Raw genomic sequence first — 25,078 nt, forward strand, 5'->3', positions numbered from 1 at the left:
TTATACTTTTATATTTATTCATTCATTTTACACAAAAAATATCCTTTAGTAAATTAAATTATTCAAGAAATTTCAATGAAAAAAATACTTTTGTAAAATAAATGAGAACAATGCTTAAGAATTAAAAATAGTAAATTCGCCCTAAATTTATGTGTATGTACGAAAAATATGGTACTTATGGCCTCTTTTTTTAGTTAACATGTAGAGTGAAAATGTTTCCCCTTTCATATATAATCTAAGCAGTTATGGATAATATTGGAGAGGATGAATGTAAAGTGAGTAATGACATCATGAGTGTACAAGAGGGATTTTATGATGAGATTGTCCAAATCCTTCATGAGGAAACAGGCCAACATGTGAATGTAATGGGAGAAGGTGGAGTGATTATCTCATCTACAAGACCAGAACGTATTGGCACCATTCATGAAAGTGCAAGACAAATCATGTTAGGAATGATCAATGAAGCGTTGGTAACAGAGGAAGAAGCTGCAAAGTTAGAAGGTGTTCGTGCAGGATGCAATCTACCAATTGAATATCAAGGGAAACGGATTGGGGTCATCGGAATGACTGGTGATCCACAGATGATGAAACCGATCGTTCGCGTTGCCGTTCGTACAGTAATCTTATGGATAAAGAATAATGAACATCAAATAAAACAGCAAAAAGCTGCAGAAAATGTCTATGGCCAATTACAAAATATGGCTGCCACGATTGAAGAATTAGCTGCTAGTTCCGAAGATTTTGCTGTTACAAGCAAATCTACTTCAGCCGAAGTAATCAATGCAGGGGATCAAGTAAAAGAAGTAACCACCGCTTTGAAATTAATTAAGGATATCGCCTCGCAAAGTAAATTGATTGGCCTTAATGCGGCAATTGAAGCAGCACGAGCTGGAGAAGCAGGCAGAGGATTTACAATCGTGGCCAATGAAATACGAAAACTTGCAAGTAATAGTGAAGAATCTGTAAAACAAGTTCAAGAGATTTTAGTGCTTGTTCATCAGGCCTTTGCTAATATTCTTCAACAGGTACAGGTAAATGAAAATAAGGCAAAGGAACAATCGATTGCCCTTCAAGAACTAGCAAAATATGTTGAAGAAGTAGAGGATATGATGGAAAACTTAGTGCAAGAGTGAATAATGATAGACTCAATCGATGATTGGGTCTTTTTAATTTGTTTTTTATTCAAAAATTGGGTATGATTAATTTTATAGTTTAATCATTTAAGGGAGAAAAGAGGTAAGCTAGTTGAAAAATATTTTAAAGATGAAGGAACCTGTAAACACTTGGACCCATTTCGTTTCCTTTATTGCGGCCATTGTTGGACTAGTCTTTTTAGTCATCCTATCTAGGGATAATCTTTCAAAACTTGTCATCATGACTATTTACGGGATAAGTGTAATTTTGCTTTATGGTGCAAGTTCTTTGTATCATTGGATTAAAACAACACCTAAAAAAGAGTTGGTATTAAAAAAATTAGATCATGTAGCGATCTATATTTTAATTGCCGGATCTTACACTCCAGTCTTTTATTTCGGCTTAGAAGGGAAATGGAAGTGGGCAATGCTTATTTCAGTATGGGTACTCGCTATTATCGGTATCATACTAAAAATATGGTTTATCCACCTTCCTCGTTATGTATCTACAGCTTTTTATGTTTCTTTAGGCTGGATTGCCTTAGTTCCCTTATTTCAATTGATTGGCCAGCTTCCAACAGGAGCAATGGTACTTATGTTTGTTGGCGGGGTAGCTTATACGATTGGAGCTATTATTTATGCAACCAAATGGCTAGATTTTTTCCCGAATCGATTTGGATTTCATGAGATTTTCCATATCTTCGTCGTAATAGGAAGTGTCGTTCACTTTTTTATGATGTTATTTTATATTATCCCTCTATAGAATATAAAAATCTTCAAAATTAAACCCCATCTTAAAGGTGGGGTTTTTCATATACAGCATACACAGCACGAGCATACATAAAAAATAGGGTTTACTAAAGGATCGTATTTACCTGATCAATCGTATAATCAACATTTTCAATTATATTTTCGTTGAGTAGTTTCTCTAATAATTCTTCCGCGTGTTCCTTCGTATTAAATCCTTGGATAATATCCCTGCTTATCAATTTATCGCCTTTTTTATTTTTGTACACATCTTTATATACTACCCACATGATAATTCCTCCTTTTCTAAGATAATTTCTCACTTTTATTGTATATGTTTAAACATGTAAATTCAACTAACTATTTAAAATTTTAAAAAAATTGGGACTATATTATTTTCAATATTTATATACTAAAAAACTTATTATACTTTTTTGTTGACTTTATTTAATAATTATTGCATAATAATACCAGAGGTAAGTTATGGCAAAATAATTGGATAGTTTAAGAAGTTTAGGAGAAATTAAGAGGTAGAGCAAATTCTACATACTTGTTTATTTAAAAGGAGGAATTAAAATGAAAAAACATGAATTACCTGCATTACCTTATGATTACAATGCTTTAGAACCTCATTATGATGAGCAAACTGTACGACTACACCATGATATTCACCACAAAGGATATGTAGATGGGCTAAATAAAGCATTAGAAAAATTAGCAGAAGCTCGCCAAACAGGTGACTTTGCTTTAATTAAACATTGGGAAAGAGAAGCTGCTTTTCATGGGTCAGGCCATTATTTACACAGCATTTTCTGGACGAATTTAACACCAAATGGCGGAGGAGAACCAACAGGTGCACTTGCAGAACAAATTCAACAAGACTTTGGTAGTTTTGAAGCATTTAAAAAGCAAATGGCTGCTGCAACGGTTGCAGTTGAAGGTTCTGGTTGGGGAATCTTAGGTTGGGATCGTACCTCAGAACAATTAGTTATCCTTCAAGCTGAAAAGCATCAAGATTTGACGATTTGGGGAGTTATTCCTGTATTAGTGATGGATGTTTGGGAACACGCATACTATTTAAAATATCAAAATAAGCGTGCGGCATTTGTTGATGCGTTGTGGAATATTATTAACTGGGCAGATGTAAGCAGACGTTTTGAAGAAGCTCGCGCAAAATAATGATAGGGAAAAGGGTATATTTTAATCATATACGGTCTTTATGTATAAATGGTAAAAGCCTCGTGCGTATGCGAGGCTTTTATACTTATTTTATTGTTTTATTATCTAATAACCATTTGTCATCTACTTTTTTTACTGTATAAGTGATAGTTTTACCATTATCAGTAACGGTTAAAGTGGCTTGATCGCCCTCAACTGTAAACGTATCTTGTTCAGTTAAAGTGTGACTTGAAAGAATAAAATAGTCTTCAGGTAATTGTAAAGTAGGAACTTGTCCTAATGTTAGAACATCTTCCATTTTAACATAGTTACTTACTGCTTCGTTTGCGCCATTTTCAGTATAATATTGACTTAAAAACTTTTTTACATCATCAAGTGTTTTATATCTTGATTTAGCAACTAAATAACTTGTATCAGAACCCTCTGGTGTAAAATCTTCGAAAATAAGGGTTAATTTGTTTTCCGCTATAAGAATTGCAGATTGAACATTTGTTTTTTCCTTTTCAAGGTCTTGTGGTGTTTCAGCCGTTTGCCCAGCTTTGTTTTCTGGTTCTTCTTTTGATGCAGATGAACATCCTACTAGGGAAATAGACATAATTGTGATGAGTGATACGATCATTAAAATAAACCATTTACTTTTGTTCACTTGTAAAAGCCTCCTCATATCCCTTCGTGATTTGTTATGATTGCAAAACAATGATCTTTATAAAATTATTTTGCAACAAGTTTTATGTTACAATAAATACCAAATAGTTTCAATAATGTTATGTAAAGTTATATTAAGTTGCAAAATATAGAAAATTTTAATAATATCAGTATTTTAAAGATATAATATAGTAACGCTTTAGTTAAATAATAATAGTTATGTTAACTTTGGTTTAATAATGAATGGATTTTTTTTGTTAAATGTTCCTGATTATAGACCCAACCTATATAAGAATCGATGATTTGCATTTCTTCATTTAATAAGACAATACCGATAAAAGGATAATGGTTTTTAAAACGATAACGTAAATCAATAAATCTTACCTCATACCCAAAAGAGGTCTTCTTCCACATTGGGTATGCGTAATCTGTTAAGGATAAAAACACTTCAATTTTTTTGTCTTGTTTAGCCATGATAATACTTTGATGATCTTTGAACTTCTTTTTTTCATCTATCCATTCCAATTGGTCGTTACGGATAACCCCGATACGATAAGTTTCATCATTTTCTTCAATTACATTCCATGTCGTCCATTGGATTGTTGGAAGAATGGTAATTTTACCCGTTACCTTATAGTCTTGGCGTAGCGTAGAGATAAGGTTATGATGAAAACATAGTCTCCATACGAGATAAATGATTGTCAAAAGATAAAGAAGCGAAAAAAGAATTTTTGGATCTAACCATTCAAAACTCCAAATTAAAATACCAACAATATGACTAACAAAAATAAATGGATCAAATATATTGATTGTATTTAAGGCTATCCATTTTTGACTGAACGGTCGTAATGCCTGTGTTCCATAAGGATTAAACAGATCTAAAAAGACATGTAAAAAGACAGAGATAAAGATCCATAACCATAGATGTGAAAATGGGATCGTTGGATAAAAGATGAGGAGAAAAAATGAAATTAAAGTTGGCCAGACAAAAAAAGCCGGCAATGAGTGGGTAATCCCACGATGGTTTTTGATATAATTAGCGGTTCCACCGAGCATTCTCGTAATTCCATCAAAATCTGGGGCTTGTGATCCAATCACTGTTCCAAGAAGAATAACTTGTGCCAAAAGTGGTTCTTGAGAAACAACTGGATCGACATGGGCCAGACCTGCTAAACTGATGCCAATAATAAAATGGGTTCCTGTATCCATGTTTTTTCTCCTCCGGATTTCTTTTCATTGTTATAATGGTACCCCACAAAAGTATTCGGAATAAGCTTCGAAGGAAGTCGTCACTTTTGTGGGCTGTGTTGTAGAATCTATTATAGACGAGAAATAGCTTTTTAATCCAGTGGATCAAAGACAACATGAAGGAGAGAGAAACTAGATTTGGTAGACAAAGATCTTTTTCAAAAGAAACTATTAGAGTGGTACCATGAAACGAAAAGGGATTTACCTTGGCGAAGGGACCAAAATCCGTATTACATATGGGTTTCAGAAATTATGCTGCAACAGACCAGAGTAGATACTGTGATCCCTTATTATCAAAACTTTATCAATCAATTTCCTACACTTGAACATCTAGCTAATGCAGAGGAAGAACAAGTATTAAAAGTATGGGAAGGGTTAGGCTATTATTCACGAGCACGTAACCTGCTAAAAGGTGTAAAGGAAGTTCAAGCAAAATATAATGGAATCGTTCCTAACCAAAAGACAGAAATCCTTCATTTGCCTGGAATTGGCCCTTACACAGCTGGTGCGATTTTAAGCATTGCTTATGGTAAAAAAGAACCAGCAGTTGATGGGAATGTGATGCGAGTTATTTCCCGTATTTTCCATTTGTATGATGATATTACCAAGGCAAAGACAAGATTGAAAATCGAAAACCTAGTCCTTCAACTTATTCCTGAGGAGGAAGCAGGTTCATTTAACCAAGCTTTAATGGAATTGGGAGCCCTTGTTTGTACGCCAAAATCTCCACAATGTTTAATTTGTCCAATGATGGACTTATGTGAAGGAAGAAAAGAAGGGGATCATGAGGACTTACCGGTTAAGGCAACAAAAAAAGCCATTAAAGCAATTCATCGTTTAAGTCTTGTCATTGAGACCGAACAAGAAGTATTTTTAGTAAAAAGACCTGATAAAGGTTTATTAGCAAAAATGTGGGAGGTACCCTCCTTAGAAAGCCAAGACCCATTAACGAAAAATGAATGGGAAGAGATGATTGATCAGATGTATGGCTTTCATTTGAAATTAGACCAAGCTTGGATGAATGTGCAACATACTTTTACTCATCTTCATTGGAATATGATGGTCTATAGGATAGGTATTGAGCAGCTTGAGCATGATTCAAATTGGCCTAAACAGTGGGTTTTGTTCAAAAAAGCGGAGCTTCATAAGCTAAGTTTTCCTAAAGCTTATCATAATGTTATTCGAAAAATCATTGAATAAAAGGTGCTGCCCCTCAATCATATTGGTAACACATTCCTTTATAAAGGAATATTTATTGAAAATATTGTGAAACCTTCATTTCAAGAAAGTCATAGAATAGTGTAGAAATGGGGTGATAAATATGAGTCAATCCTATCCTGTTTTAGTTTCAAGAAATCCTTTTAGACGAATTGGAAATTGGTATGTAGGTTTACCCGAAGAAGAGACTGAGAAACCGCCTCTACTTTTTGTCCATGGCTTACATAGCAGTTCAAAAAAGTGGTTTAAAAATACAAATCAATCGGGTCATAATGACATGTATCAATTAGCTAAAAGGGCAGGCTATCCAACTGCTTTTGTAGACCTGAATACTGGTCAGGAAAGCATATGGGAAAATGGAAAAATTCTCAGTCAAAGGATCAAAGAAATCTATCATTTTTTTGGCAATAAAAAAATAAATATTATCGGCCATAGTAAAGGAGGAGTTGACGCCCAGACAGCCCTAATTTTTTATCAGAGCTATGAATATGTAGACCGTTTAATCACATTAGGAACTCCCCATTATGGAAGTCCTTTAGCAGATTTGGCTTTTAGCGATAAAGGGAGACATTTAGCTAAATTATTAGCCTATAACGATTTGGGAACGTATCAAATGCAGACAGGTTATATGCAGAAAATGAGAGAAAAGATAGATGTCATGGCAAAAAAAAAACCAATAGCTTATTACACCATCTATGGTGTTGATGCAACAAATCATCTTTCATCCTATTTGCATTGGAGTGGAAAATATTTAAGTCAATATGGGGCAAATGATGGAGTTGTACTTGTTAAAGATGCCGGTCTACCCTATTCAACACATATCAGTGGCCATTGGAATCATGACAATATACGGCTAGGTAAAAATATATTTCCTTTTATAGATAGAATTGTGAATACACACAAAAAAATAAACCCCATTCAGTTGGAGCAAAGAAAGCAGGAATGGATCCTTTATCCATTACTATTACATGGTGGACAATTAAGAGGAAATCAAGAAACCTTTCAATTTTATGTACCAAAGTATGAAAAAGGAATAGATATTCAAGGATTAAGTAGCTCAGCACAAGTTGAAATTGAATTAGTGATGCCGAATCAACAAAAAATAAGGATGAGAAGTGAAGGTATTCAAATGGATGATTTGTTTGATGGAGCTTATTTATATCAATTTTCATTGTCAAACCCTAAATCAGGAGCGTATCAGATTCATATCAAAGGAAATAGGCGGGAAGCCTTTTTTATCATGGTTTCTCTTGATTCTTTTCAACATGAAGCAATCCATATAAGACAGGAAAATCTATGTGATTCGGTATCAACTCTACAAATTCAATTTCAACCTCCAGATTATTGGCAAAAGGATTCGCTTATGATTCATATCAATGGAGGCCAAAACCAATTAACACCAAGGATCAACCATTCAATGATTAATGCTGAGTGGCGTTTACCCAATGTTAAATCAATCGCAAACCTAAGAGTTCATCTCTCTATGAAGACCAAATACGGAGAAAAAATAGAGCGAGACTATGTGAAATCATTTGTCCATTCAAAATATAAATTGTAAAAATAACATCACCATTAAACTACTAATCACGACTAAAATTAGATTTGAATAGAACCAAGCAATAATCGCCCCAATAATACCAGCTATTAATCCATAAGTAGGATGTGAAGGGTTAGCCTCCATAATTCCAGGGAAAATTAAAGCACCTAAGACAGCATAAGGAACAAACTTTAACCAACGATTTAACCAATTAGGAAATTGAAATTGTTTAAATAACATAGGAAACATTCTTGGTAAGTAAGTAACAATGAACATGGCAAAGATTAATATCCAAGTATTCATATGATTTCCTCCTCTTGAGGTAGAAACGCACCTACCGTAGTTGCTATTAATGTGGCAATGATAATCGTCCAGCCACTTGAAAGTGAAGTAAATACCATAGAGATGATCCAGTTTATTAAACCACTAAAGATGGCAATAAAAGTGATTTGCCATGATTTTTTCATAGAGGGAACCAATAAGCCAATAAACATCACATAAAGAGCAATACCCATACCCGCTGTTAAAGAAGCTGGAATCATTTGAGAAAATAGGCTACCAATAAAAGTTCCTACTACCCAACCAACATATGCTGTGGCGGCTAATCCTAAAAAATATTTTCCTCCAATATTGAATTTCTCTTCGCTCATACTTGCAACAACAAACGTTTCATCAGTGATACCAAAGGATAATAAACTGCTGATCATAGGTGTTGCCTGTAACTTTCTAGATAAAGATGTACTCATCAGAAGATGCCGCAAATTAAGAATAAACGTGGTTAAAACGATTTCAAGTATTTGAGCATGGGATTGAAGTAAATTGATTGCAATAAATTGGCTTGCTCCTGCAAATACCCAAATGGACATTCCTGTTGCTTCAAAAGGATTCAATCCTGCTTGAATTGATAAGATACCAAAAGTTAAAGCAATAGGTAAATAGCCAATGGCAATGGGCAAACCATCTTTGATTCCTAATCTCAGTTCTCCCACTGTATAAACCTACCTTTCCTCATATAAGCAAAATATTGAACATATTATAGCATAAAAAAACCAGGCGATGACCTGGTTTTTTTTTAAGATTAAGAAAGTATAACTTTCTTCCATTAGTCATTTAAGGGTTTGTATATTCCATAAGCTGCGACCTTCAGAAGTGCCCTTCTCTCCGTAATCTTTATTCATAGAAGGGCACGGATGACGGAGCGCGATGGAATATACAAACCTTTTTTTACTTTTGTGGGTTAATGGTGAAGAGAGTTTGCAGGGACGATTCTTACAAAGTGTGAGTCTAAATCATTTAGTAGAAGCAAGAGTCGGCTTCCTGTTTCCTTTTGACCTGATTTAAGTAATTCTTGAATATATAGATGAAGTAATTCAGTTAAATCAGCTTTACCTTTTTCATCTAACGGAAGAATCTCTACTTTGGCTCCTTTTGCAATTCGACGTTTTATCGCATCAATATCGAGCCCAAATTCTGGCACAAGTCGTTGGTAGATTGTTCCGCCAGTCATTCCTGAACAGATCCAGGGACCCGGATCTCCTAATACCACTGCCCGGCCATTTGTCATATATTCAAAGGCGAAGCCTTTAATATTTGCTCTCTCTCCAATTCCTCCAAGATGATCCTGAAGGGGAGAAGTAATCTCTCCACCAATAATCATATCTGCACCTGATAAACGAATTCCTGCCCTGGAATCAGCATTTCCTTGAATCATAAACAATCCTTTTTGCGCACCATAGCAGAATCCTTTACCTACAGAACCATTGAGATAGACGCCATCTTTATTTGGTGTCTTCATAATACTCACTTTTCCACCATAGGCTGTCTTTCCTAACCCATCCTGCCCTCCACCTTGCAATTCGATTTTTATGCCATCGGCAAGATAGGCAGCTAATCCATTACCAGGAATAGAACCTTTTTTCAAAGTGAGTTGAACGGGTGGATGAGAACGATAGCTCCCATCTAGATAAGATCGAACCCGATTACCGGATAGATTAGTACCCAGCATCCGGTTTGTGCTATTCACGATCGTATCTACATATGCATTGGCCTCAAAAGATGATTGAACATTTATTTCCTCTGCACCAACTGCTAGTGAAAGTGGTTGTGCTGCTTGTTTTATTTTGACCACTTGCTTATGAACCGTTGCCGGAACAAGTAATGGTTTTAAATCTAGCAGATCTAAATATTTCGTCTGGAACAATAAATCAGATCTTCCTACTAAATCTTGTAATGATTTACTTCCAAGTTGACCCGTTAATTCTTTAACCTCTTCTCCGATTGCAGTAAATAAACGTTTTAAATTTTCTACAGATTGTTCAAATTGTCTAGGTACAAAACGTTTCAATCCTCTTTGATTTGCTTCTTCGATGTTTTCTATTTGTGTCGCGATGCCTACATGACAAGTATCTAAATGACATCCTCTACAACTCGTACAGCCAATTGCAATCATGGCCAAAGTACCAAACCCAATGCGATTTGCTCCTAGAAGAACGAGCTTTACCACATCTTTACCACTGCGGACGCCCCCATCAGCCCATATCTCTACATTTGATCTTAATCCTGAATCGATTAGGGAAAGATGAGCTTCTTTCACGCCTATTTCAATTGGTAAACCAACATGCTGGATTGCATGCACACGTGCAGCGCCTGTTCCCCCGTCATAGCCGCTTAAAGAAATAACATCTGCACCAGCTTTTGCTATTCCTACAGCAATCGTCCCGATATTAGGAACAACAGGGACTTTGACAATAATTTTTGCTAAACGATTTCCTGTTTTTAATTCCGATATGATTTGAGCTAAATCTTCAATAGAATAGATATCATGATTGTTAGAAGGAGAAATCAAATCAGCGTAAGGAGTCGCATTTCTAGCGGCAGCTACCTTGTGAGAAACTTTACTCCCCGGTAAATGGCCCCCTTCACCAGGCTTTGCTCCTTGCCCAATTTTTATTTCAATCCAATGGGAGGAGTTGATCAATTCAATGTTGACCCCAAAACGTCCTGATGCGATCTGCATCCCTCGGTGTTCTGGGTACATACCTAACATATCCTTAATTTCGCCGCCTTCACCGTTTAAGCTCATCATATTAAGTTGATAAGCAGCTTCAGCATAGGCTCGGAAAGCAATTTCGTTTTGAGAGCCAAAGGACATAGAGCTAATGACAAAAGGATAATCGTGTTGCCCTATACCAATATGGACTTCGTCAGTTGGAATTGGCTCGAACCCATCCTTAAAATCAAGGATATGGCGAAGTGCAATCGGGTTTTCAGATTCTTGATCACGAAGTTTTTCTTGGTAAATCTGATATGAGTCAGCTCCAGATGCCACCTGACTAATCGCCTTCCAAATCCGAGTGGTTAAACGGTAATTTCGTAATGGTTGAGTTTGATGATTAAAATCATCAGCTCGTTTTTTAGCATCCTCTTCTAAATGAGAAAAAGAATAGCCAGCTTTTTTATTTCCATAGAAATTAGGGATATTTAAAATGTCTGCAATTTCTTGATGGAATCCGATTGATGAAAATAATCGTTGATAGCCTCTAAGCTCATGAATCCCCAAGGTGGAGATCACCTTTTCGATTCCTTTATTGAGTGCATCAAAAAGGTTTTTGATTGAATCTTCTTTTTGCTTTTGTGAAACAGTAGCAAATAATAGGTAAGGAGAGATGGCATCAGCTCCCAAACCAATTGCAGTGACAATGTCATGCAAATGACGAATTGCCCCGGAACGAAGAATAATGCTTACCTTTCTCCTAAGGTTTTCCCCTTCCATGTATTCATTCTTTAAAGCCATATCGATAGAGGCAATCGCTAAGTGGGGATCTAGCCATAATTGTTTAAAACCATTGAAGAGCTCTTGGTCATCTAAAATAATCACCCTAGCCCCGTTTTTCACAGCATGTATAGCATCCTGATTTAGTTGTTCTAATCGTTCTTTTATCGATTGATCAGGATTGAAGGTTAATGAAAGGATCGCAACGAACTCTTTTGCTTCTTGCATAAAATAGGCAATGGTTTGCTCTAAAGACGTTGTTCCAAGGTCTGAAACGATATTTTGCGCTATTTCTCCTTCTAAAAGAATCGGTGTTTTAATCTCAAAGGAAATATCTCCTACTTCATGGGGACTAAAAGTTTCTCTTCCCCCTAAAATCATTCTGGTAGAGAAATGTTCAATTTCTCGTTCACGATCGATGGCAGGATTGGTAACTACAGCAACTGTTTCTTTTAAAAAGTCTGCTAGATTGACGCGTTCTTTCGATAAAATAGCCAAGGGGCCATCATATCCAAGAGATCGAATCGGTTCTTTACCAGTAGTGGCCATTTGTTCAGCCAAATCAATATGTTCCTTTTCCCAACCAAAACCAGCGTAGACAGAATTGGGGATTTCTTTAAATTCAGGATAAAATGAACTGGTTTTAGGAAAGTGGGGTGGATTTAACTTTTTTTGGTAATCTTTAATAGGATAACGAGTGTATACTTCTTTTAAAACCAATTGCTGTATTTGTTGATGGTCTAATCGTATAATCGGCTGATTTTCTTGAAGAAGAATCCCAACCTTTTCTCCAGGTGCAAAAGACTTAGGTTCACTTATCATTTGCTTTGATGTAACGATCCCTTGTTCTGAAGAAAAATAAAGGGTATCTTCTGTTTCCACTTGCCAGAGTGGACGAAGTCCAAGCGCATCTACGCTAAAGACGCATTGATTTTCATATCTAGAAACAATACCTGCTGGTCCCTGGGAAAAGGGTCCCCATAAATGTCTTAAAAAAGCATATAAATCTTTTAGGTTGGTATCAATTCTCCAAATCTCATTGTAAATAGGAGGGAAAACAAGTTCCATTACAGTGAATAAAGAGAATTGATGACGGACCATTAAGCCTTCAATCAGACGATTTAAATCTTGTGAATCGCTACCTTCATGTACAAGTGGAATATTTAACATCGTCGCTTCATCTCTTAAGCGTTGAATTGTATTAATTTCACCATTGTGTCCAAGTAAAGAGAAGGGTTGTACGCGAAAAAAGTGGGACAAGGTGTTGGTGGAGTAGCGATTATGGCCAATCGAAACTCGGGTTTCAAATAATGGGCTATTTAGATCAAAAAAATAGTGATTTAATACTTTTGCAGTGCCCATCACTTTATATACAACAGAGTGGTTACTTAATGATGCTACATGGACTTTTCGATCTTTTTCAATCTCGATTAACAGAGAAAATAACTGATTTTGTATTTCCTCTACTGGAACATTTGATATACAGGCGATCTGCCAAAAGAGAGGTTCACGTTGTTTTCCGTTAGGGCCTAATTGACTATTGTCAACCTGCTTTTCTTCCTCTAATAAGATTTCAATTTGATATTCTGCAAATTGTTTTCTAATTTTTTCTTGAATAGTTGAATAGGAATCAGCCGTGGAATCAATAAAAATATGGCCGACTACAAATTTAGGCTCATAAGCTAGCTGGGGTGATAATTGTTTAGAAGATAATTTCTCAGCCCAAAGTTTTCTTGGTATATCTGTTAGTAAACCGGTTCCATCTCCTTCTCCATTAATAAATCCGGAACGGTGTTCTAGTTTATTTAAAACATCAATTGTTTTATGAAGATTATCGTTCGTGGGAAGACCATTCTTCTCGATGACTGCAACAATGCCACAACTATCATGTTCATCGATCCATTTCATCTTATCGGTCAAACTGACCATACACCTCCTATTTATATTTTAAAATGTCATATTTGAACGTTCAAATATAATATTATTCTAAAAATTTATTAAATCATATCATGTATTTTATGAGTATACAATAGGATTTGTGCTTATTTATTCGTATGTAAGCGCTTTTATTCAATTGTAAGCGTTTAAAATCTATTCGATAAACTTTGGTATCGCTAAATATAAATGAGACGGCTTTTTTAAAACAGCCATCTCATTTATGCAAAAATTATACATGTTAACTTGCCTTAAGAAAGAGCTTCTATAGTTTTGAAAAAACACGGTCAATTGCTGTCAACGTATCCTCAATCTCTTTTTTGGTATGGGAAATCGTTAAGAACCACGCTTCATATTTTGAAGGGGCAATTAAAATTCCTTCTTTTAATAAAAGCTTAAAGAACCTTGCGAATTTTTCTGTATCAGTTTGTTGAGTTCCTCTATAATCTACAACTGGATGGGAACCAAAGAAAACTGTAAATCCGCCACCTAAACGATTAATGGTGATTTCGTGTCCATATTTTTCTGCTAAATGGGTGATCCCTTCCTCTAATTGTTTACCCAGCAGATCCATTTGTTCATACAGACTTTGATCAGAAAGGACTTCAAGCGTAGCGATTCCTGCTCGTATCGATGCAGGGTTTCCAGCCATTGTTCCTGCTTGATAGGCAGGACCTAAAGGAGCTACTTGTTCCATAATCTCCTTTTTACCACCATACGCGCCAATTGGTAAACCACCACCAATAATTTTTCCAAGTGCTGTCATGTCCGGAATCACATTTAAGAGATTTTGTGCCCCGCCATAGATAAAGCGAAAGGCAGTAATAACTTCATCATAAATGACTAATGCGCCATATTGGTGGGTAAGTTCATTCACTGATTCTAGAAAACCTGGCTTTGGCATGACAATACCAAAATTCCCTACAATCGGCTCAACCAAGACTGCAGCGATTTCTTCTCCCCATTTTTCCAATGCTTCTTTTAATGGCTCTAGCTGGTTAAAGGGAACTGTAATCACATCACTAGCGATGCTTTGTGGAATTCCTGCACTATCTGGGATACCAAGTGTGGCAGGACCTGACCCTGCGGCGACAAGGACTAAATCTGAATGTCCATGATAACATCCTTCAAATTTTAAGATTTTTGTCCTTCCTGTATAAGCTCTGGCTACTCGAATGGTGGTCATCACTGCTTCTGTACCAGAGTTAACAAATCGAATTTTTTCCATAGAAGGTATGGCTTCGCGAATCATTTTCGCAAACTTAACCTCCCAAGGAGTTGAAGTGCCGTATAGGGTACCCTCAGTTGCTGCAGCCGTAATGGCTTCTATTAACTTGGGATGCCCATGTCCTAATATTAAGGGACCATAAGCTGCCAAATAATCAATATACCGCTTTCCATCAACATCCCACATATAAGGGCCTTTTGCTTTTTCAAAAAATGTTGGTGTGCCACCACCTACCGCTTTGTAAGAGCGAGAAGGGCTATTCACTCCACCTACAATCACTTCTAGTGCCTGCACGTATAAGCTTTCGGAATTTACTCTAGTCATTTCTTTCCCCCTATTACGATTTCTATTTATATCCATTTTCTCCATATTAACATTTTAGCATAGAAAATACTTGTGAATGGAAGTGTCAGAAAAAAACTTTGCTTCAAATCTTCTTGAAAAAATTTGATATGATAAAAAAAACGTTTTCATAAATAGATAAGATTCAAATGATAGGGTAACGGCATAAAAAAGAAATACAAAGGAAGAGTAAAGGAAAAAAAGAAAATAGAAGGGTGAACAGTAAGGAGGCAAAACAGATGGAAGGCGAATATCGAATTCAGAGAGATTCATTAGGAGAAGTAAAAGTCCCAAAAGATGCTTATTATGGAGCGCAAACCCAAAGAGCAGTTGAGAATTTTCCGATTAGCGGACTACATTTACCTAGAAGATTTATCCGGGCTCAAGGTATTATTAAATATTCAGCAGCATATGCCAATGCTAAAGTTGGGGCTTTGGAACAAAAGAAGGCAGAAGCAATTATGCTGGCTGCACAAGAAGTGATCGATGGGAAATGGGATCATCAATTTGTTGTAGATGTTTACCAAGCTGGTGCAGGAACTTCACAAAATATGAATGCTAACGAAGTGATAGCCAATAGGGCAATTGAATTGCTTGGCGGGGAAAAAGGGGATACATCAATCATTCATCCCAATGACCATGTTAATATGGCCCAATCGACAAATGATACAATTCACGTAGCGATCAACATTTCAGCAGCAGAAGGAGTACAACATGATCTACTACCCATTCTCGATGAGATTATTGAAACCTTAAATCAAAAAGGAAAAGATTTTTACTCTATCATCAAATCAGGGCGAACTCATTTACAGGACGCTGTTCCAATGAGATTAGGTCAAGAATTTTATGGTTATCAAATGACGTTAGTTGAAGCAAAGAAAACCATTGTGGAGAGTTCAGATTTACTTTATCAGATCGGTTTAGGAGGAAATGCAGTAGGTACTGGAATTAATACTCATCCTAACTATGCCGAGTTAGCCATTAACCAGGTAGCAAAATTAACAGGTTTACCTTTTAGAACACCTGAAGATCGCTTCATGTTTATGCAAAATACGCAGGGTGCAATCAAATTAAGTGGGGCGTTAAAGAATTTAGCCGTTCATTTAATCAAAATTGCAAGTGATCTTCGCCTCCTTAGTTCTGGTCCAAGAACAGGATTAGCTGAAATCACACTCCCAGCAGTGCAACCAGGTTCATCGATCATGCCCGGAAAAGTAAATCCTGTAATGGCTGAGATGATGAATATGATCGGAAGTCAAGTGATCGGCAATGATGCAACCATTACCTCTGCTGGTCAAGCGTCTCAATTAGAATTAAATGTGATGATGCCTGTGATTGCTTATAATTTATTACATTCCATTCAAATTCTGAGCAACGGAATCAAAGCCTTTAATGATCGTTCGGTAAAAGGAATTCAAGCGAATCCCAAACGCTGTGCGGAACTAATGGAACAAAGTTTAGCTTTAGCCACTGCCCTTAATCCGGCGATAGGTTATGATAAAGCAGCAGAAGTAGCCAAAAAAGCTTATGCAACTAGTAAAACAGTAAGAGAAGTTGTAAAGGATGAAGGGATTCTAACAGATGAGCAAATTGCTCAATATTTAGATGTTAACAAAATGGTATAGAAAAACAAGCCCACAAAAGTAATCGGAATATGCTTCGAAGGAAGATGTCACTTTTGTGGGTTTTGTTGTGTTTGTATAAGCAGAGTGAAAATAGCGAAATCTATTATAGATAAAGAAAAAGGGGGAATAGATAGATGGAATGGCTTAGACTTGCTGGCCTTAGTATCACTATGATTGCCATTGGCTTTTTTGTATTGAAAGTTGTATTCAAAAGAAGTTTCAGTGAGATGCCAACTTTTCAAATTTTTTTACTGATTATGCTTACCCATATCCTATCTGAACCAATTCGTACAGATCATTTTGCAGAGCTGATTATTCCAGCAGGAATTATTACTGCAACAGCTGCAATCTATTCCTATCTCTTACGGTCAAATAAATGGGGCAGGAAATTAAAGGAAGAGCCCATTGTTCTTGTAAGACATGGGAATATTGATGAACAAGGTTTAAATAAGGCCAAAATCACGTTAACGGAAATGTTAGCAGAACTTCGTTACAAAGGATTTAGTCATGTAAAAGATGTGGAATTTGCTATTTTGGAAGAGACGGGGAAAATGAGTGTCATTCCTAATTCATCCAAAAGGCCATTAACACCTAATGATATTTCCTATGTGCCCGGATATGAGGGTTTGCCTGTGCCATTAATCATCGACGGTGTCATCCAATATGATAATTTGGCTAAAATAAACCTATCACCGGAACAACTTTTTACAAGATTATCTTTGCAAGGATATAGCGAAGAAATGATTAAAACGATTTCTCTAGCTGTGTTAGATGAAAAGAACAATCTAATCATTGATCAGAATGATGATACAAACCAAGGAAACATACCACAAGACCAACAACGAATGTTCACCCATATTTATGAGGATACGATGCAGGTGCAAAAAAAAGAGCCAGAAGATCAAGATTTAGGGATCGTAGATGACTATATTAAACCGCAGTGAGAAGGAGTCGTTTTAAAATGGATGAATCGATTGTAACAATTGTTCGTTCAGTCATCGCATTTACCACCCTATTGATATTTACCAGACTATTAGGTAAGCAACAAGTGGGTCAACTTACCGCATTTGAATATGTGGCGGGAATTACCATAGGATCAGCGGCTTCATCCCTAAGTATAGACCTCTCAATAAAACCATTACCCCAATGGCTTGGACTTGCCACTTGGGTTGTTTTAGTTTGGTTATTACAGCGTTTAGCGATTAAACACCGATGGATGGCCAAAGTGGTAGATGACCAACCTACTATTCTTATTCAGCATGGTAAAATTTTAGAACAAAATCTCAAAAATTTAAGGTATCGTTACGATGAACTGTTATCGCAGTTACGAGATAGAGATATTTTTGATATTACACAGGTAGAATTTGCTTTATTAGAACCTGACGGTAAATTGACAGTGCTTAAAAAGGCTGAATATGAACCTGTGACTAGAAAGGATTTACAAATCATTGTTCCTCCAAATCAGCTTATGACAGAAGTTATTTTAGACGGGAAAATCATTGAACAAAATCTTCAGAACAGAAAAAAAACGAGAGAATGGTTACAACAACAGTTGCAAGCACAAGGAATTGATGATTTTTCACAAGTGAGTTTTGCTGTAATCTTACCAAATGAACAATTATATATAGACAAATTTCCCGATATAATCCAATCAATGGAAATCGGGGATTTTAAGGGGCCATATTAAAACATATTAGGAGGTCTCAAATGAAAAAATGGGTTATTTTTGTAGTTGTATCTCTGATACTTCTAATCTTTGTTGCAATGATGGGTAGTGGAGTTTTTTTAAAGAAGTCATTAACCAAACAAGACGATGTAATAGGGCAAATCAACAAAGTTGAAAAATTGGTAGATGAAGGTAAATGGAAAGAAGCTGATCAAGAATTAAAACAAGGGTTTAAAGCCTGGGAAAAAGTAAAAAACAGAATTCAATTTAGTGTAGAGCGAGATTTCTTAGAGGAAGTGGAAAACGAAATGGCGACAATGAAGGGGGCTATAAAGGCAAAAGATCAAAAAACGCTGATCACCACGATTGAACGATTAAAAATAATCTGGGATGATCTAGGGAAATAGGATGCCTCACCTTAATAATTGATTTTAAAAAAAGACATTGTTACAATGACTATAGGTGAAAGGAGTAGATGATTTTGGCAAAAGCAGAGGAAATATTAACAATTGGAGAAAAGGCTCCAGATTTTACTCTACCAGCTAGTAATGGAGAAGAAGTAAGTCTTAAAGACTTTAAGGGGAAATTTATTGTTCTATATTTTTATCCAAAAGATAATACACCAGGTTGCACAACAGAAGCCTGTGATTTTAGAGACAGTCATGACGAATTTAGCAATTTGAATGTGGTCATATTAGGTGTTAGTCCAGATCCACTAAAATCACATGCTAAATTTATTGAAAAATATCAATTACCTTTCTTATTACTTTCAGATGAAGATCATCAAGTTGCAGAAAAATATGGAGCATGGGTATTAAAGAAAAATTATGGACGTGAATATATGGGAATCGATCGCTCCACTTTTATCATTGATAAAGAAGGGAATTTATTAAAAGCATTTAGAAAAGTAAAAGTGAAAGGGCATGTTGAAGCTGCACTTGAATTTATCAAGTCCTTACAATCATAATAGAATGCTATAAAGTCATCCTTAGGGGTGACTTTTTTTGCGTTTTCTACCTCAAAAATAGACTTTGAAAGACAGGAAAAATCAATGTTCAACTAGAAATATATAATTATGTATACTATTTGAATAAGAGGTGGCGGAGAATGAAAATCGTATCGTCAGCGAAAATGAGTGAAAAACACCAACTAAATTTAAAAACAAAGTACCCAATGGTTCAATTCTTCTTTTTCGATGATATAGCGGGGGCGGAGGAAGAGTTAAAAACAGCAGACGTTTTGATTACATATGGTGAGGACTTGACAGCTGAAGTCATAGAACAAAGTAAAGATTTAAAGTGGATCCAAGTGATTAGTGCAGGTATAAACAAAATGCCATTTGCTAAGTTAATGGAAAAGAACATTTTAGTTACAAATGCCAAAGGCATCCATTATAAACCAATGTCAGAGTATACCATGGGCGTTATTTTGCAGTTAGCTAGAAAGACAAATGAGATTTATAAAAACCAACTAGCTCATCATTGGGATCGTACCATTCGCGTAGCTGAAGTAAACGGAACTACTTTAGGTGTGGTTGGTTTAGGATCAATTGGTCAGGGAATCGTGGAAAAGGCTAAAGCATTTGATATGCATGTAATTGGGATGAATACCGATGGAAGACCTGTCGACCATGTCGAAAAAGTATATAGACCATCACAATTAAAAGAATTATTGGCTGAAAGTGATTATGTTGTCGTTATTGTTCCTTTAACAGACAAAACTTATCATCTCATCGGTAAAGAAGAATTGCAAGCGATGAAAAATACCGCATACTTAATTAATATTGCTCGTGGTGAAGTAGTGGACGAGGAAGCTTTAGTAGATGCACTTAAAAGTAATCAGATTGCCGGGGCTGTCTTAGATGTTTTTTCTGAAGAACCTTTGCCATCTGAACATCCTTTTTGGTCACTACAAAATTGTATCATTACACCTCATTTATCTGGCAGATCTCCTAAATATATGGAAAGAGCGTTAGAGACCTTCGTGTATAATTTAGATCAATATTTAGACAAAAAAATAGATCAAATGCTAAATAGGGTTGAATTAAGTAAGGGATACTAGGCTTTATGAATATGAAAAAGAGGTGGTCTTTGTGGCTAAAATCTATACGAAAACTGGAGATCAGGGATATACATCTTTAACAGGTGGGAAAAGGGTGAAAAAAAACGAATCGATGGTAGAAGCTTATGGCACAGTAGATGAGGCCAACTCCATGATTGGATTAGCATTAGCTAAAATCGACCAGAATAATGAATTGGAATTGTTAAAAAATATGCTATTAAACGTTCAACACGACCTTTTCCATGTGGGTGCCGAACTCTCAACACCGGTTGGTGAAAAAGTATATTGGCCATTATATACTAAACAAATTGAAAGGCTCGAACAATATATTGACAAGTTAGATCAAGAACTCCCTCCATTACAACAATTTATTTTACCTGGTGGAAGTGAAGCAGGGGCGACACTTCATTTGGCGAGAACCATGATCAGAAGAGCGGAGAGAAATGCCATCTCTATACCACAGATAAAAAAAGAAACTCTTGCTTATTTAAATCGATGTTCAGATTTTCTATTTGTTGCAGCCCGCTGGATAAATATGAAATCAGGAAAGAAGGAAAATCATTTTACTCCAATTCAGTACTAGTATTTTCTTAGTTCCCTCCATTTTCCACCTAAAATTAGGAATGGTCTTTTGGTTAGAGGTAATACTAATTCTTGTAAAAGGAAAGGAGGGAAAAGATTATGCCAAAACAACAAAAACAACAAAAATCTGCTCAACAAAGTGCATTACAAAATGCAGCTCAACAAAGTGTAGCTCAAAACGCTCAACAAGAAGCTCCAGCACAATCCTTTACTCAAAATACTTACAATAAGGATGACCAAGGAACAAAATAATTAGAACTAAAGAACATATAAGAAGAGTGCAGGAAATCCTGTGCTCTTTTATTTTTTAATAAAGAAAGTAACATTAGCATCTTTACAATATAACAATTACATTTTATGATAAAAAAAACATATTCAGTCATAAAGGCTGAATATTTTTCATTATTTAGACGTTTTTAAATGACAAAAATTCTTAAATGACATGATATACTTTTTAATAGAAATAGGTGGATTATGAAAAATTTAAATGATGTTAAATTGCCAAACCGTGTACCGACCGAAAAAATTTTAGAAACCTTAGCGAATTTATATCCAGAAGCCAAATGTGAATTATTGTTTAGCAATCCTTTTGAACTGCTAATTGCCACAATGCTATCAGCTCAGGCAACAGATAAGAAAGTAAACCAAATTACACCACATTTATTTAAAAAATATAAAAAACCTGAGGATTTTCTTCATTTAACACAAAAACAATTAGAGGAAGACATCAAAGAAATCGGTTTATATAAAACGAAGGCAAAAAATATACTTGAGACTTGTCGGATGCTATTTGAAAAATATAATGGGGAGGTGCCAAAAGATCGGGAAATCTTAGAATCTCTTCCAGGAGTAGGGAGGAAGACGGCAAATGTTGTTTTAAGCAATGCTTTTGGTATTCCCGCAATTGCGGTGGATACCCATGTGTTTAGAGTGTCTAATCGGATTGGCTTAGCTCAAAGTGATAAAGTTTTAGAGACTGAACAACAGCTAATGAAACGCATACCCAAAAAATTATGGTCCGATGCTCATCATTGGTTAATATGGCATGGAAGAAGAGTATGTACAGCGAGGAATCCTAAATGCAATTTTTGTCTAGTTCTTCCCTATTGTAAATATGGTAAACAAAATACAAATAGATAATAAATTACATTACTTTTTTAAAATTTATTCGAATATCATGTGATAAATTTCACAAAAAATTCAATTTTAATGAGAGGAGAATGATGATGCCAAATACAAGCCTAAAAGAAGCCCTAGATCATTTAAAAAGTCAAGGAATTCGTATGACACCGCAAAGACATGCAATACTATCCTATTTATGTCAAACAATGTCACATCCAACTGCTGATGAAATTTACAAAACCTTAGAAAAGAAATTTCCTAATATGAGTGTTGCTACAGTCTATAATAACTTGCGGGTATTTAAAGAGTCAGGGTTGATTAGGGAACTTCCTTTTGGAGATGACTCTAGTCGTTTTGAAGCAAATGTGTCAGAACATTATCACATTATTTGTAAAAATTGCGGACATATCGAAGATTTTACTTATCCTTGTATTACTGATATTGAAGAAATTGCAGCAAAAGCCACAGGATTTAAAATCGATTCACATTGCGTTGAGTTACATGGTTTGTGCGTTGAATGCCAAAAATAAAAAACATCCTTTGGGATGTTTTTGGCATTTTCTATCCCACGTTTTTAAAATCACTGTTATGATAGGAGAAGGGATAGGAGGTAACGAATGGATAAGGTATTGATTCAGACGAATAAAAAGGCACCTAATTTATTTGCTAGAAGTTTAAAGATAACAGCAGTTCTTATCTTTTTAATGAGTTCATTAGCCTTTGTTTATTTTATACCTAGCTTTGAAAAAGCAGAATTAAACCAAAGTGGCAAAATACAAATTTATTATATGGGTAATCTAATGGATGGACAGGCTCTTTATAAGGATAACCAACTTTATTTACCCATTCGTTTTATTCAAGAACAGATTGATCCAACCCTTCAATGGGATCAAAAAGAGAAAATAGCAATCGTTACTACAAATAAAAATGTTTTTCATTTTCCTCTAGGCAAAAAAGAAGGTTTGCTAAACCTAGATCCTTATAACTTTACTTATCCACTAATAGAGGAAAATGGAGAGATTTATCTACCAATTGACCCCATTCAACAATATTATGATTTACAAATTGTTCAATTAGATCACTCTATAATTAATATTCACGATTTAAAGAAACCTATTCAACAAGCTATAGTTTTAGAAACAACGAAACTTCGTAAAGAGCCCACCTTAAGATCTCCTTGGATTTCAGAAATTGAACAAGGGGAAGAGATTAATATTATAAAAGAAGAACAGGGTTCGTACTGGATAGAAACAAAAAATGGACTTATGGGGTATGTAGATAAAAGATTCGTTCAGTTAACATCGATCTTAACAAATGAAATAAAAAAAGAAATATACCAACCATGGAATCCGATTGGAAGTCCTATTTTATTAACATGGGAGTATGCAAGCAATAAGACGGTTAATCCAGAATCTATAGGTAATTTGTCTGGGTTACAAGTTGTATCGCCAACATGGTTTCATTTGCAAAAAGATGGTCTAGTAAAAAACGTAGCAGATAAAAAATATGTAGAATGGGCGCATAAAAAAGGCTATCAGGTCTGGGGATTATTTTCAAACAGCTTTGACGCTAAATTAACGAATAGTATGCTAAATGACCCGAAGTTAAGAATAAAAGTAATCAAACAGTTATTAAGTTATGTGGAATTATATCAATTAGATGGAATTAATGTAGATTTTGAGAATGTTTATTTAAAGGACAAAGAGGAGCTTGTTCAATTCTTAAGAGAATTAACCCCTTTATTGCACGAAAAAGGAAGAACAGTATCTATAGATGTTACAGTTAAATCATTAAGCGAAAACTGGTCTATGTTTTATGATCGGAAAAAGATTGGGGAAATTGTAGACTATGTAATGTTGATGGCATATGACGAACATTGGGCAACAAGTCCAAAAGCTGGTTCTGTCGCTTCGATTCCTTGGGTAGAGAAAGGAATTAAGGGTATTCTTGAAGAGGTACCAAATGATAAATTGATTTTAGGTGTGCCTTTTTATACACGATTATGGAAAGAAGAGATTGATGAAACAGGAAATAAAAAAGTAACATCAAAGACTTTTACAATGGAACAAACAAAAGAATGGATTAAAAAAAATAATGTGGAAATTCAATACGATTCTGGATCAGGTCAGCATTATGTTGAAAAAAAGGAAGGCTCTATCACTTATAAGATTTGGTTGGAAGATCATTTCTCTATGCAAAAACGTGTTGAACTAATGAAAAAGTATAGATTGGCTGGAATAGCTGCCTGGAGAAGGGGATTTGAGGAAAAGGAGTTTTGGCCAATTTTTTCAAATTTTATTAAAAAGCCATCTTAATATAAAATAAGTTTGTATACTGCTTATGGAATATACAAACTCAAATGATAAGGGGAAGAAAAGTTATACTTTTCTTTATTTAAAAAAAGGCCTCTCATAAAGAGAGGCAAAGAAATATATAAATTTCAGGAAGAGTAAAAGAAATGTACTTTTTTATTATAAAGTATTTTTTAACTATGTCAATAGTGTTTACTTCGAAAAAGTTTTTTGAAACCAATTGACAAGAAAACCATGTCCATGATAAATTATAAAAGCTGTTAAGTGATTTAAAAGATTAAAAATAAATTGTAATCTAAATCACACAAGTAATTATAAAAAAGTATTGACACAAAATAATGATTCATATTAAGATAATTTTCGTCGCTTTTAACAAGCTTAATACTTGAGATAAGTGATGAAAAAGTTTTTAAAATGAATGATTGACAAATGAGCATGTTTTATGGTAAACTAATTTTTGTCGCTAAAATTGCTCTTTGAAAACTGAACAGTGTAAAAGCCAAGCGTACCACAGAAATGTGGACCTAATCAATTTATTAGAGTTAAGGATAACTTTTTATGCCCTCGTGAAGATGCTTCTGTAGCTGAATCACAGGACAAGAAACTCTAAATGCTAAAACATTAAAAGTTTCTATGGAGAGTTTGATCCTGGCTCAGGACGAACGCTGGCGGCGTGCCTAATACATGCAAGTCGAATGACAGGTGTCAGATATCAGAGGCCAGAGG

23 protein-coding genes and 1 rRNA gene are annotated in these 25,078 nt (G+C 35.3%); 17 read left to right on the forward strand and 7 right to left on the reverse strand.

Going from position 1 to position 25,078, the window contains the following annotated elements; genetic code table 11:
• Positions 1-275 precede the first annotated feature (275 nt).
• Both TEPIDINF_RS13475 and trhA read left to right on the forward strand, forming a co-directional pair.
• Positions 276-1,133, forward strand: coding sequence for a sugar diacid recognition domain-containing protein (locus TEPIDINF_RS13475; protein ID WP_068722511.1), 858 nt, complete (start codon positions 276-278; stop codon positions 1,131-1,133).
• A gap of 112 nt (positions 1,134-1,245) precedes the next feature.
• Positions 1,246-1,896 carry a PAQR family membrane homeostasis protein TrhA gene (gene trhA / locus TEPIDINF_RS13480; RefSeq protein WP_082732296.1) on the forward strand — a complete coding sequence of 217 codons (651 nt, stop codon included), beginning with the start codon at positions 1,246-1,248 and terminating at the stop codon, positions 1,894-1,896.
• A gap of 94 nt (positions 1,897-1,990) precedes the next feature.
• On the opposite strand, the gene TEPIDINF_RS13485 is transcribed toward trhA, so the two are convergent.
• Positions 1,991-2,170, reverse strand: coding sequence for a hypothetical protein (locus TEPIDINF_RS13485; RefSeq protein ID WP_068722513.1), 180 nt, complete (start codon positions 2,168-2,170; stop codon positions 1,991-1,993).
• Positions 2,171-2,456: 286 nt separating this feature from the next.
• Here TEPIDINF_RS13485 and TEPIDINF_RS13490 point away from each other — a divergent pair, with 286 nt between their 5' ends.
• Complete coding sequence (locus tag TEPIDINF_RS13490) at positions 2,457-3,059, forward strand: superoxide dismutase (RefSeq protein ID WP_068722515.1); 603 nt, start codon at positions 2,457-2,459, stop codon at positions 3,057-3,059.
• Between the two features lie 85 nt (positions 3,060-3,144).
• Here TEPIDINF_RS13490 and TEPIDINF_RS13495 read toward each other — a convergent pair whose 3' ends face one another.
• Positions 3,145-3,705: a hypothetical protein gene (locus TEPIDINF_RS13495; RefSeq protein WP_069801096.1), complete on the reverse strand. Its 561-nt coding sequence runs from the start codon at positions 3,703-3,705 to the stop codon at positions 3,145-3,147.
• 221 nt (positions 3,706-3,926) lie between these two features.
• A complete protein-coding gene (locus TEPIDINF_RS13500) occupies positions 3,927-4,913 on the reverse strand; it encodes a metal-dependent hydrolase (protein ID WP_421692310.1) in 987 nt (328 codons plus the stop codon).
• A 177-nt stretch (positions 4,914-5,090) separates the two neighbouring features.
• Here TEPIDINF_RS13500 and mutY point away from each other — a divergent pair, with 177 nt between their 5' ends.
• Positions 5,091-6,152, forward strand: coding sequence for an A/G-specific adenine glycosylase (mutY, locus tag TEPIDINF_RS13505; protein ID WP_421692311.1), 1,062 nt, complete (start codon positions 5,091-5,093; stop codon positions 6,150-6,152).
• Positions 6,153-6,273: 121 nt separating this feature from the next.
• Positions 6,274-7,728 carry a PGAP1-like alpha/beta domain-containing protein gene (locus tag TEPIDINF_RS13510; protein WP_421692312.1) on the forward strand — a complete coding sequence of 485 codons (1,455 nt, stop codon included), beginning with the start codon at positions 6,274-6,276 and terminating at the stop codon, positions 7,726-7,728.
• On the opposite strand, the gene TEPIDINF_RS13515 is transcribed toward TEPIDINF_RS13510, so the two are convergent.
• The 4 genes from TEPIDINF_RS13515 to TEPIDINF_RS13530 form a co-directional block, all read right to left on the reverse strand.
• Complete coding sequence (locus TEPIDINF_RS13515) at positions 7,711-8,010, reverse strand: AzlD domain-containing protein (RefSeq protein WP_068722525.1); 300 nt, start codon at positions 8,008-8,010, stop codon at positions 7,711-7,713. The genes TEPIDINF_RS13510 and TEPIDINF_RS13515 overlap by 18 nt on opposite strands.
• On the reverse strand, positions 8,007-8,696 hold the full coding sequence (locus TEPIDINF_RS13520) for an AzlC family ABC transporter permease (protein ID WP_421692313.1): 690 nt from the start codon (positions 8,694-8,696) through the stop codon (positions 8,007-8,009). Before TEPIDINF_RS13520 ends, TEPIDINF_RS13515 begins: the two co-directional genes overlap by 4 nt.
• A gap of 248 nt (positions 8,697-8,944) precedes the next feature.
• A complete protein-coding gene (locus tag TEPIDINF_RS13525; protein ID WP_421692332.1) occupies positions 8,945-13,387 on the reverse strand; it encodes a glutamate synthase-related protein in 4,443 nt (1,480 codons plus the stop codon).
• Between the two features lie 292 nt (positions 13,388-13,679).
• Positions 13,680-14,966, reverse strand: coding sequence for a glutamate-1-semialdehyde 2,1-aminomutase (locus TEPIDINF_RS13530; protein WP_421692314.1), 1,287 nt, complete (start codon positions 14,964-14,966; stop codon positions 13,680-13,682).
• A gap of 257 nt (positions 14,967-15,223) precedes the next feature.
• On the opposite strand from TEPIDINF_RS13530, the gene TEPIDINF_RS13535 reads away from it, so the two are divergent.
• From TEPIDINF_RS13535 to TEPIDINF_RS13590, 12 genes are all read left to right on the forward strand, one after another.
• The gene (locus TEPIDINF_RS13535; protein ID WP_421692315.1) at positions 15,224-16,609 is read left to right on the forward strand and encodes a class II fumarate hydratase; all 1,386 of its coding nucleotides are present in this window, start codon (positions 15,224-15,226) and stop codon (positions 16,607-16,609) included.
• Positions 16,610-16,743: 134 nt separating this feature from the next.
• Positions 16,744-17,553: a DUF421 domain-containing protein gene (locus tag TEPIDINF_RS13540; protein ID WP_421692316.1), complete on the forward strand. Its 810-nt coding sequence runs from the start codon at positions 16,744-16,746 to the stop codon at positions 17,551-17,553.
• 17 nt (positions 17,554-17,570) lie between these two features.
• Complete coding sequence (locus tag TEPIDINF_RS13545; protein ID WP_421692317.1) at positions 17,571-18,296, forward strand: YetF domain-containing protein; 726 nt, start codon at positions 17,571-17,573, stop codon at positions 18,294-18,296.
• Positions 18,297-18,316: 20 nt separating this feature from the next.
• Complete coding sequence (locus TEPIDINF_RS13550; RefSeq protein WP_069801088.1) at positions 18,317-18,682, forward strand: DUF4363 family protein; 366 nt, start codon at positions 18,317-18,319, stop codon at positions 18,680-18,682.
• Between the two features lie 68 nt (positions 18,683-18,750).
• Positions 18,751-19,242 carry a thioredoxin-dependent thiol peroxidase gene (gene bcp, locus TEPIDINF_RS13555; RefSeq protein ID WP_069801087.1) on the forward strand — a complete coding sequence of 164 codons (492 nt, stop codon included), beginning with the start codon at positions 18,751-18,753 and terminating at the stop codon, positions 19,240-19,242.
• Positions 19,243-19,382: 140 nt separating this feature from the next.
• Positions 19,383-20,336 (forward strand): D-2-hydroxyacid dehydrogenase, encoded by a 954-nt coding sequence (locus tag TEPIDINF_RS13560; protein WP_421692318.1) that lies wholly within the window; start codon positions 19,383-19,385, stop codon positions 20,334-20,336.
• 31 nt (positions 20,337-20,367) lie between these two features.
• The gene (locus TEPIDINF_RS13565) at positions 20,368-20,919 is read left to right on the forward strand and encodes a cob(I)yrinic acid a,c-diamide adenosyltransferase (RefSeq protein WP_421692319.1); all 552 of its coding nucleotides are present in this window, start codon (positions 20,368-20,370) and stop codon (positions 20,917-20,919) included.
• Between the two features lie 98 nt (positions 20,920-21,017).
• Positions 21,018-21,170, forward strand: a complete 153-nt coding sequence (locus TEPIDINF_RS13570) for a hypothetical protein (protein ID WP_181482291.1) — start codon at positions 21,018-21,020, stop codon at positions 21,168-21,170.
• A 222-nt stretch (positions 21,171-21,392) separates the two neighbouring features.
• Positions 21,393-22,058 carry an endonuclease III gene (nth, locus tag TEPIDINF_RS13575; protein WP_068722546.1) on the forward strand — a complete coding sequence of 222 codons (666 nt, stop codon included), beginning with the start codon at positions 21,393-21,395 and terminating at the stop codon, positions 22,056-22,058.
• A gap of 83 nt (positions 22,059-22,141) precedes the next feature.
• Complete coding sequence (locus TEPIDINF_RS13580; RefSeq protein ID WP_421692333.1) at positions 22,142-22,570, forward strand: Fur family transcriptional regulator; 429 nt, start codon at positions 22,142-22,144, stop codon at positions 22,568-22,570.
• An 87-nt stretch (positions 22,571-22,657) separates the two neighbouring features.
• Positions 22,658-24,355 (forward strand): glycosyl hydrolase family 18 protein, encoded by a 1,698-nt coding sequence (locus tag TEPIDINF_RS13585; protein WP_421692320.1) that lies wholly within the window; start codon positions 22,658-22,660, stop codon positions 24,353-24,355.
• A gap of 627 nt (positions 24,356-24,982) precedes the next feature.
• Positions 24,983-25,078 (forward strand): 16S ribosomal RNA (locus TEPIDINF_RS13590); the annotation flags it as partial.

Source organism: Tepidibacillus infernus, assembly GCF_048898065.1.
GTDB classification, from domain to species: domain Bacteria; phylum Bacillota; class Bacilli; order Tepidibacillales; family Tepidibacillaceae; genus Tepidibacillus_B; species Tepidibacillus_B infernus.

Excerpts from the sequence above, each read along its gene's own strand:
- TEPIDINF_RS13485 (WP_068722513.1), bottom strand. The coding sequence starts at position 2,170 with ATGTGGGTAGTATATAAAGATGTGTACAAAAATAAAAAAGGCGATAAA.
- TEPIDINF_RS13490 (WP_068722515.1), top strand. The coding sequence starts at position 2,457 with ATGAAAAAACATGAATTACCTGCATTACCTTATGATTACAATGCTTTA.
- TEPIDINF_RS13500 (WP_421692310.1), bottom strand. The coding sequence starts at position 4,913 with ATGGATACAGGAACCCATTTTATTATTGGCATCAGTTTAGCAGGTCTG.
- TEPIDINF_RS13510 (WP_421692312.1), top strand. The coding sequence starts at position 6,274 with ATGAGTCAATCCTATCCTGTTTTAGTTTCAAGAAATCCTTTTAGACGA.
- TEPIDINF_RS13515 (WP_068722525.1), bottom strand. The coding sequence starts at position 8,010 with ATGAATACTTGGATATTAATCTTTGCCATGTTCATTGTTACTTACTTA.
- TEPIDINF_RS13525 (WP_421692332.1), bottom strand. The coding sequence starts at position 13,387 with ATGAAATGGATCGATGAACATGATAGTTGTGGCATTGTTGCAGTCATC.
- TEPIDINF_RS13530 (WP_421692314.1), bottom strand. The coding sequence starts at position 14,966 with ATGACTAGAGTAAATTCCGAAAGCTTATACGTGCAGGCACTAGAAGTG.
- TEPIDINF_RS13535 (WP_421692315.1), top strand. The coding sequence starts at position 15,224 with ATGGAAGGCGAATATCGAATTCAGAGAGATTCATTAGGAGAAGTAAAA.
- TEPIDINF_RS13540 (WP_421692316.1), top strand. The coding sequence starts at position 16,744 with ATGGAATGGCTTAGACTTGCTGGCCTTAGTATCACTATGATTGCCATT.
- TEPIDINF_RS13545 (WP_421692317.1), top strand. The coding sequence starts at position 17,571 with ATGGATGAATCGATTGTAACAATTGTTCGTTCAGTCATCGCATTTACC.
- TEPIDINF_RS13550 (WP_069801088.1), top strand. The coding sequence starts at position 18,317 with ATGAAAAAATGGGTTATTTTTGTAGTTGTATCTCTGATACTTCTAATC.
- bcp (WP_069801087.1), top strand. The coding sequence starts at position 18,751 with ATGATTTTGGCAAAAGCAGAGGAAATATTAACAATTGGAGAAAAGGCT.
- TEPIDINF_RS13560 (WP_421692318.1), top strand. The coding sequence starts at position 19,383 with ATGAAAATCGTATCGTCAGCGAAAATGAGTGAAAAACACCAACTAAAT.
- TEPIDINF_RS13570 (WP_181482291.1), top strand. The coding sequence starts at position 21,018 with ATGCCAAAACAACAAAAACAACAAAAATCTGCTCAACAAAGTGCATTA.
- nth (WP_068722546.1), top strand. The coding sequence starts at position 21,393 with ATGAAAAATTTAAATGATGTTAAATTGCCAAACCGTGTACCGACCGAA.
- TEPIDINF_RS13580 (WP_421692333.1), top strand. The coding sequence starts at position 22,142 with ATGATGCCAAATACAAGCCTAAAAGAAGCCCTAGATCATTTAAAAAGT.
- TEPIDINF_RS13585 (WP_421692320.1), top strand. The coding sequence starts at position 22,658 with ATGGATAAGGTATTGATTCAGACGAATAAAAAGGCACCTAATTTATTT.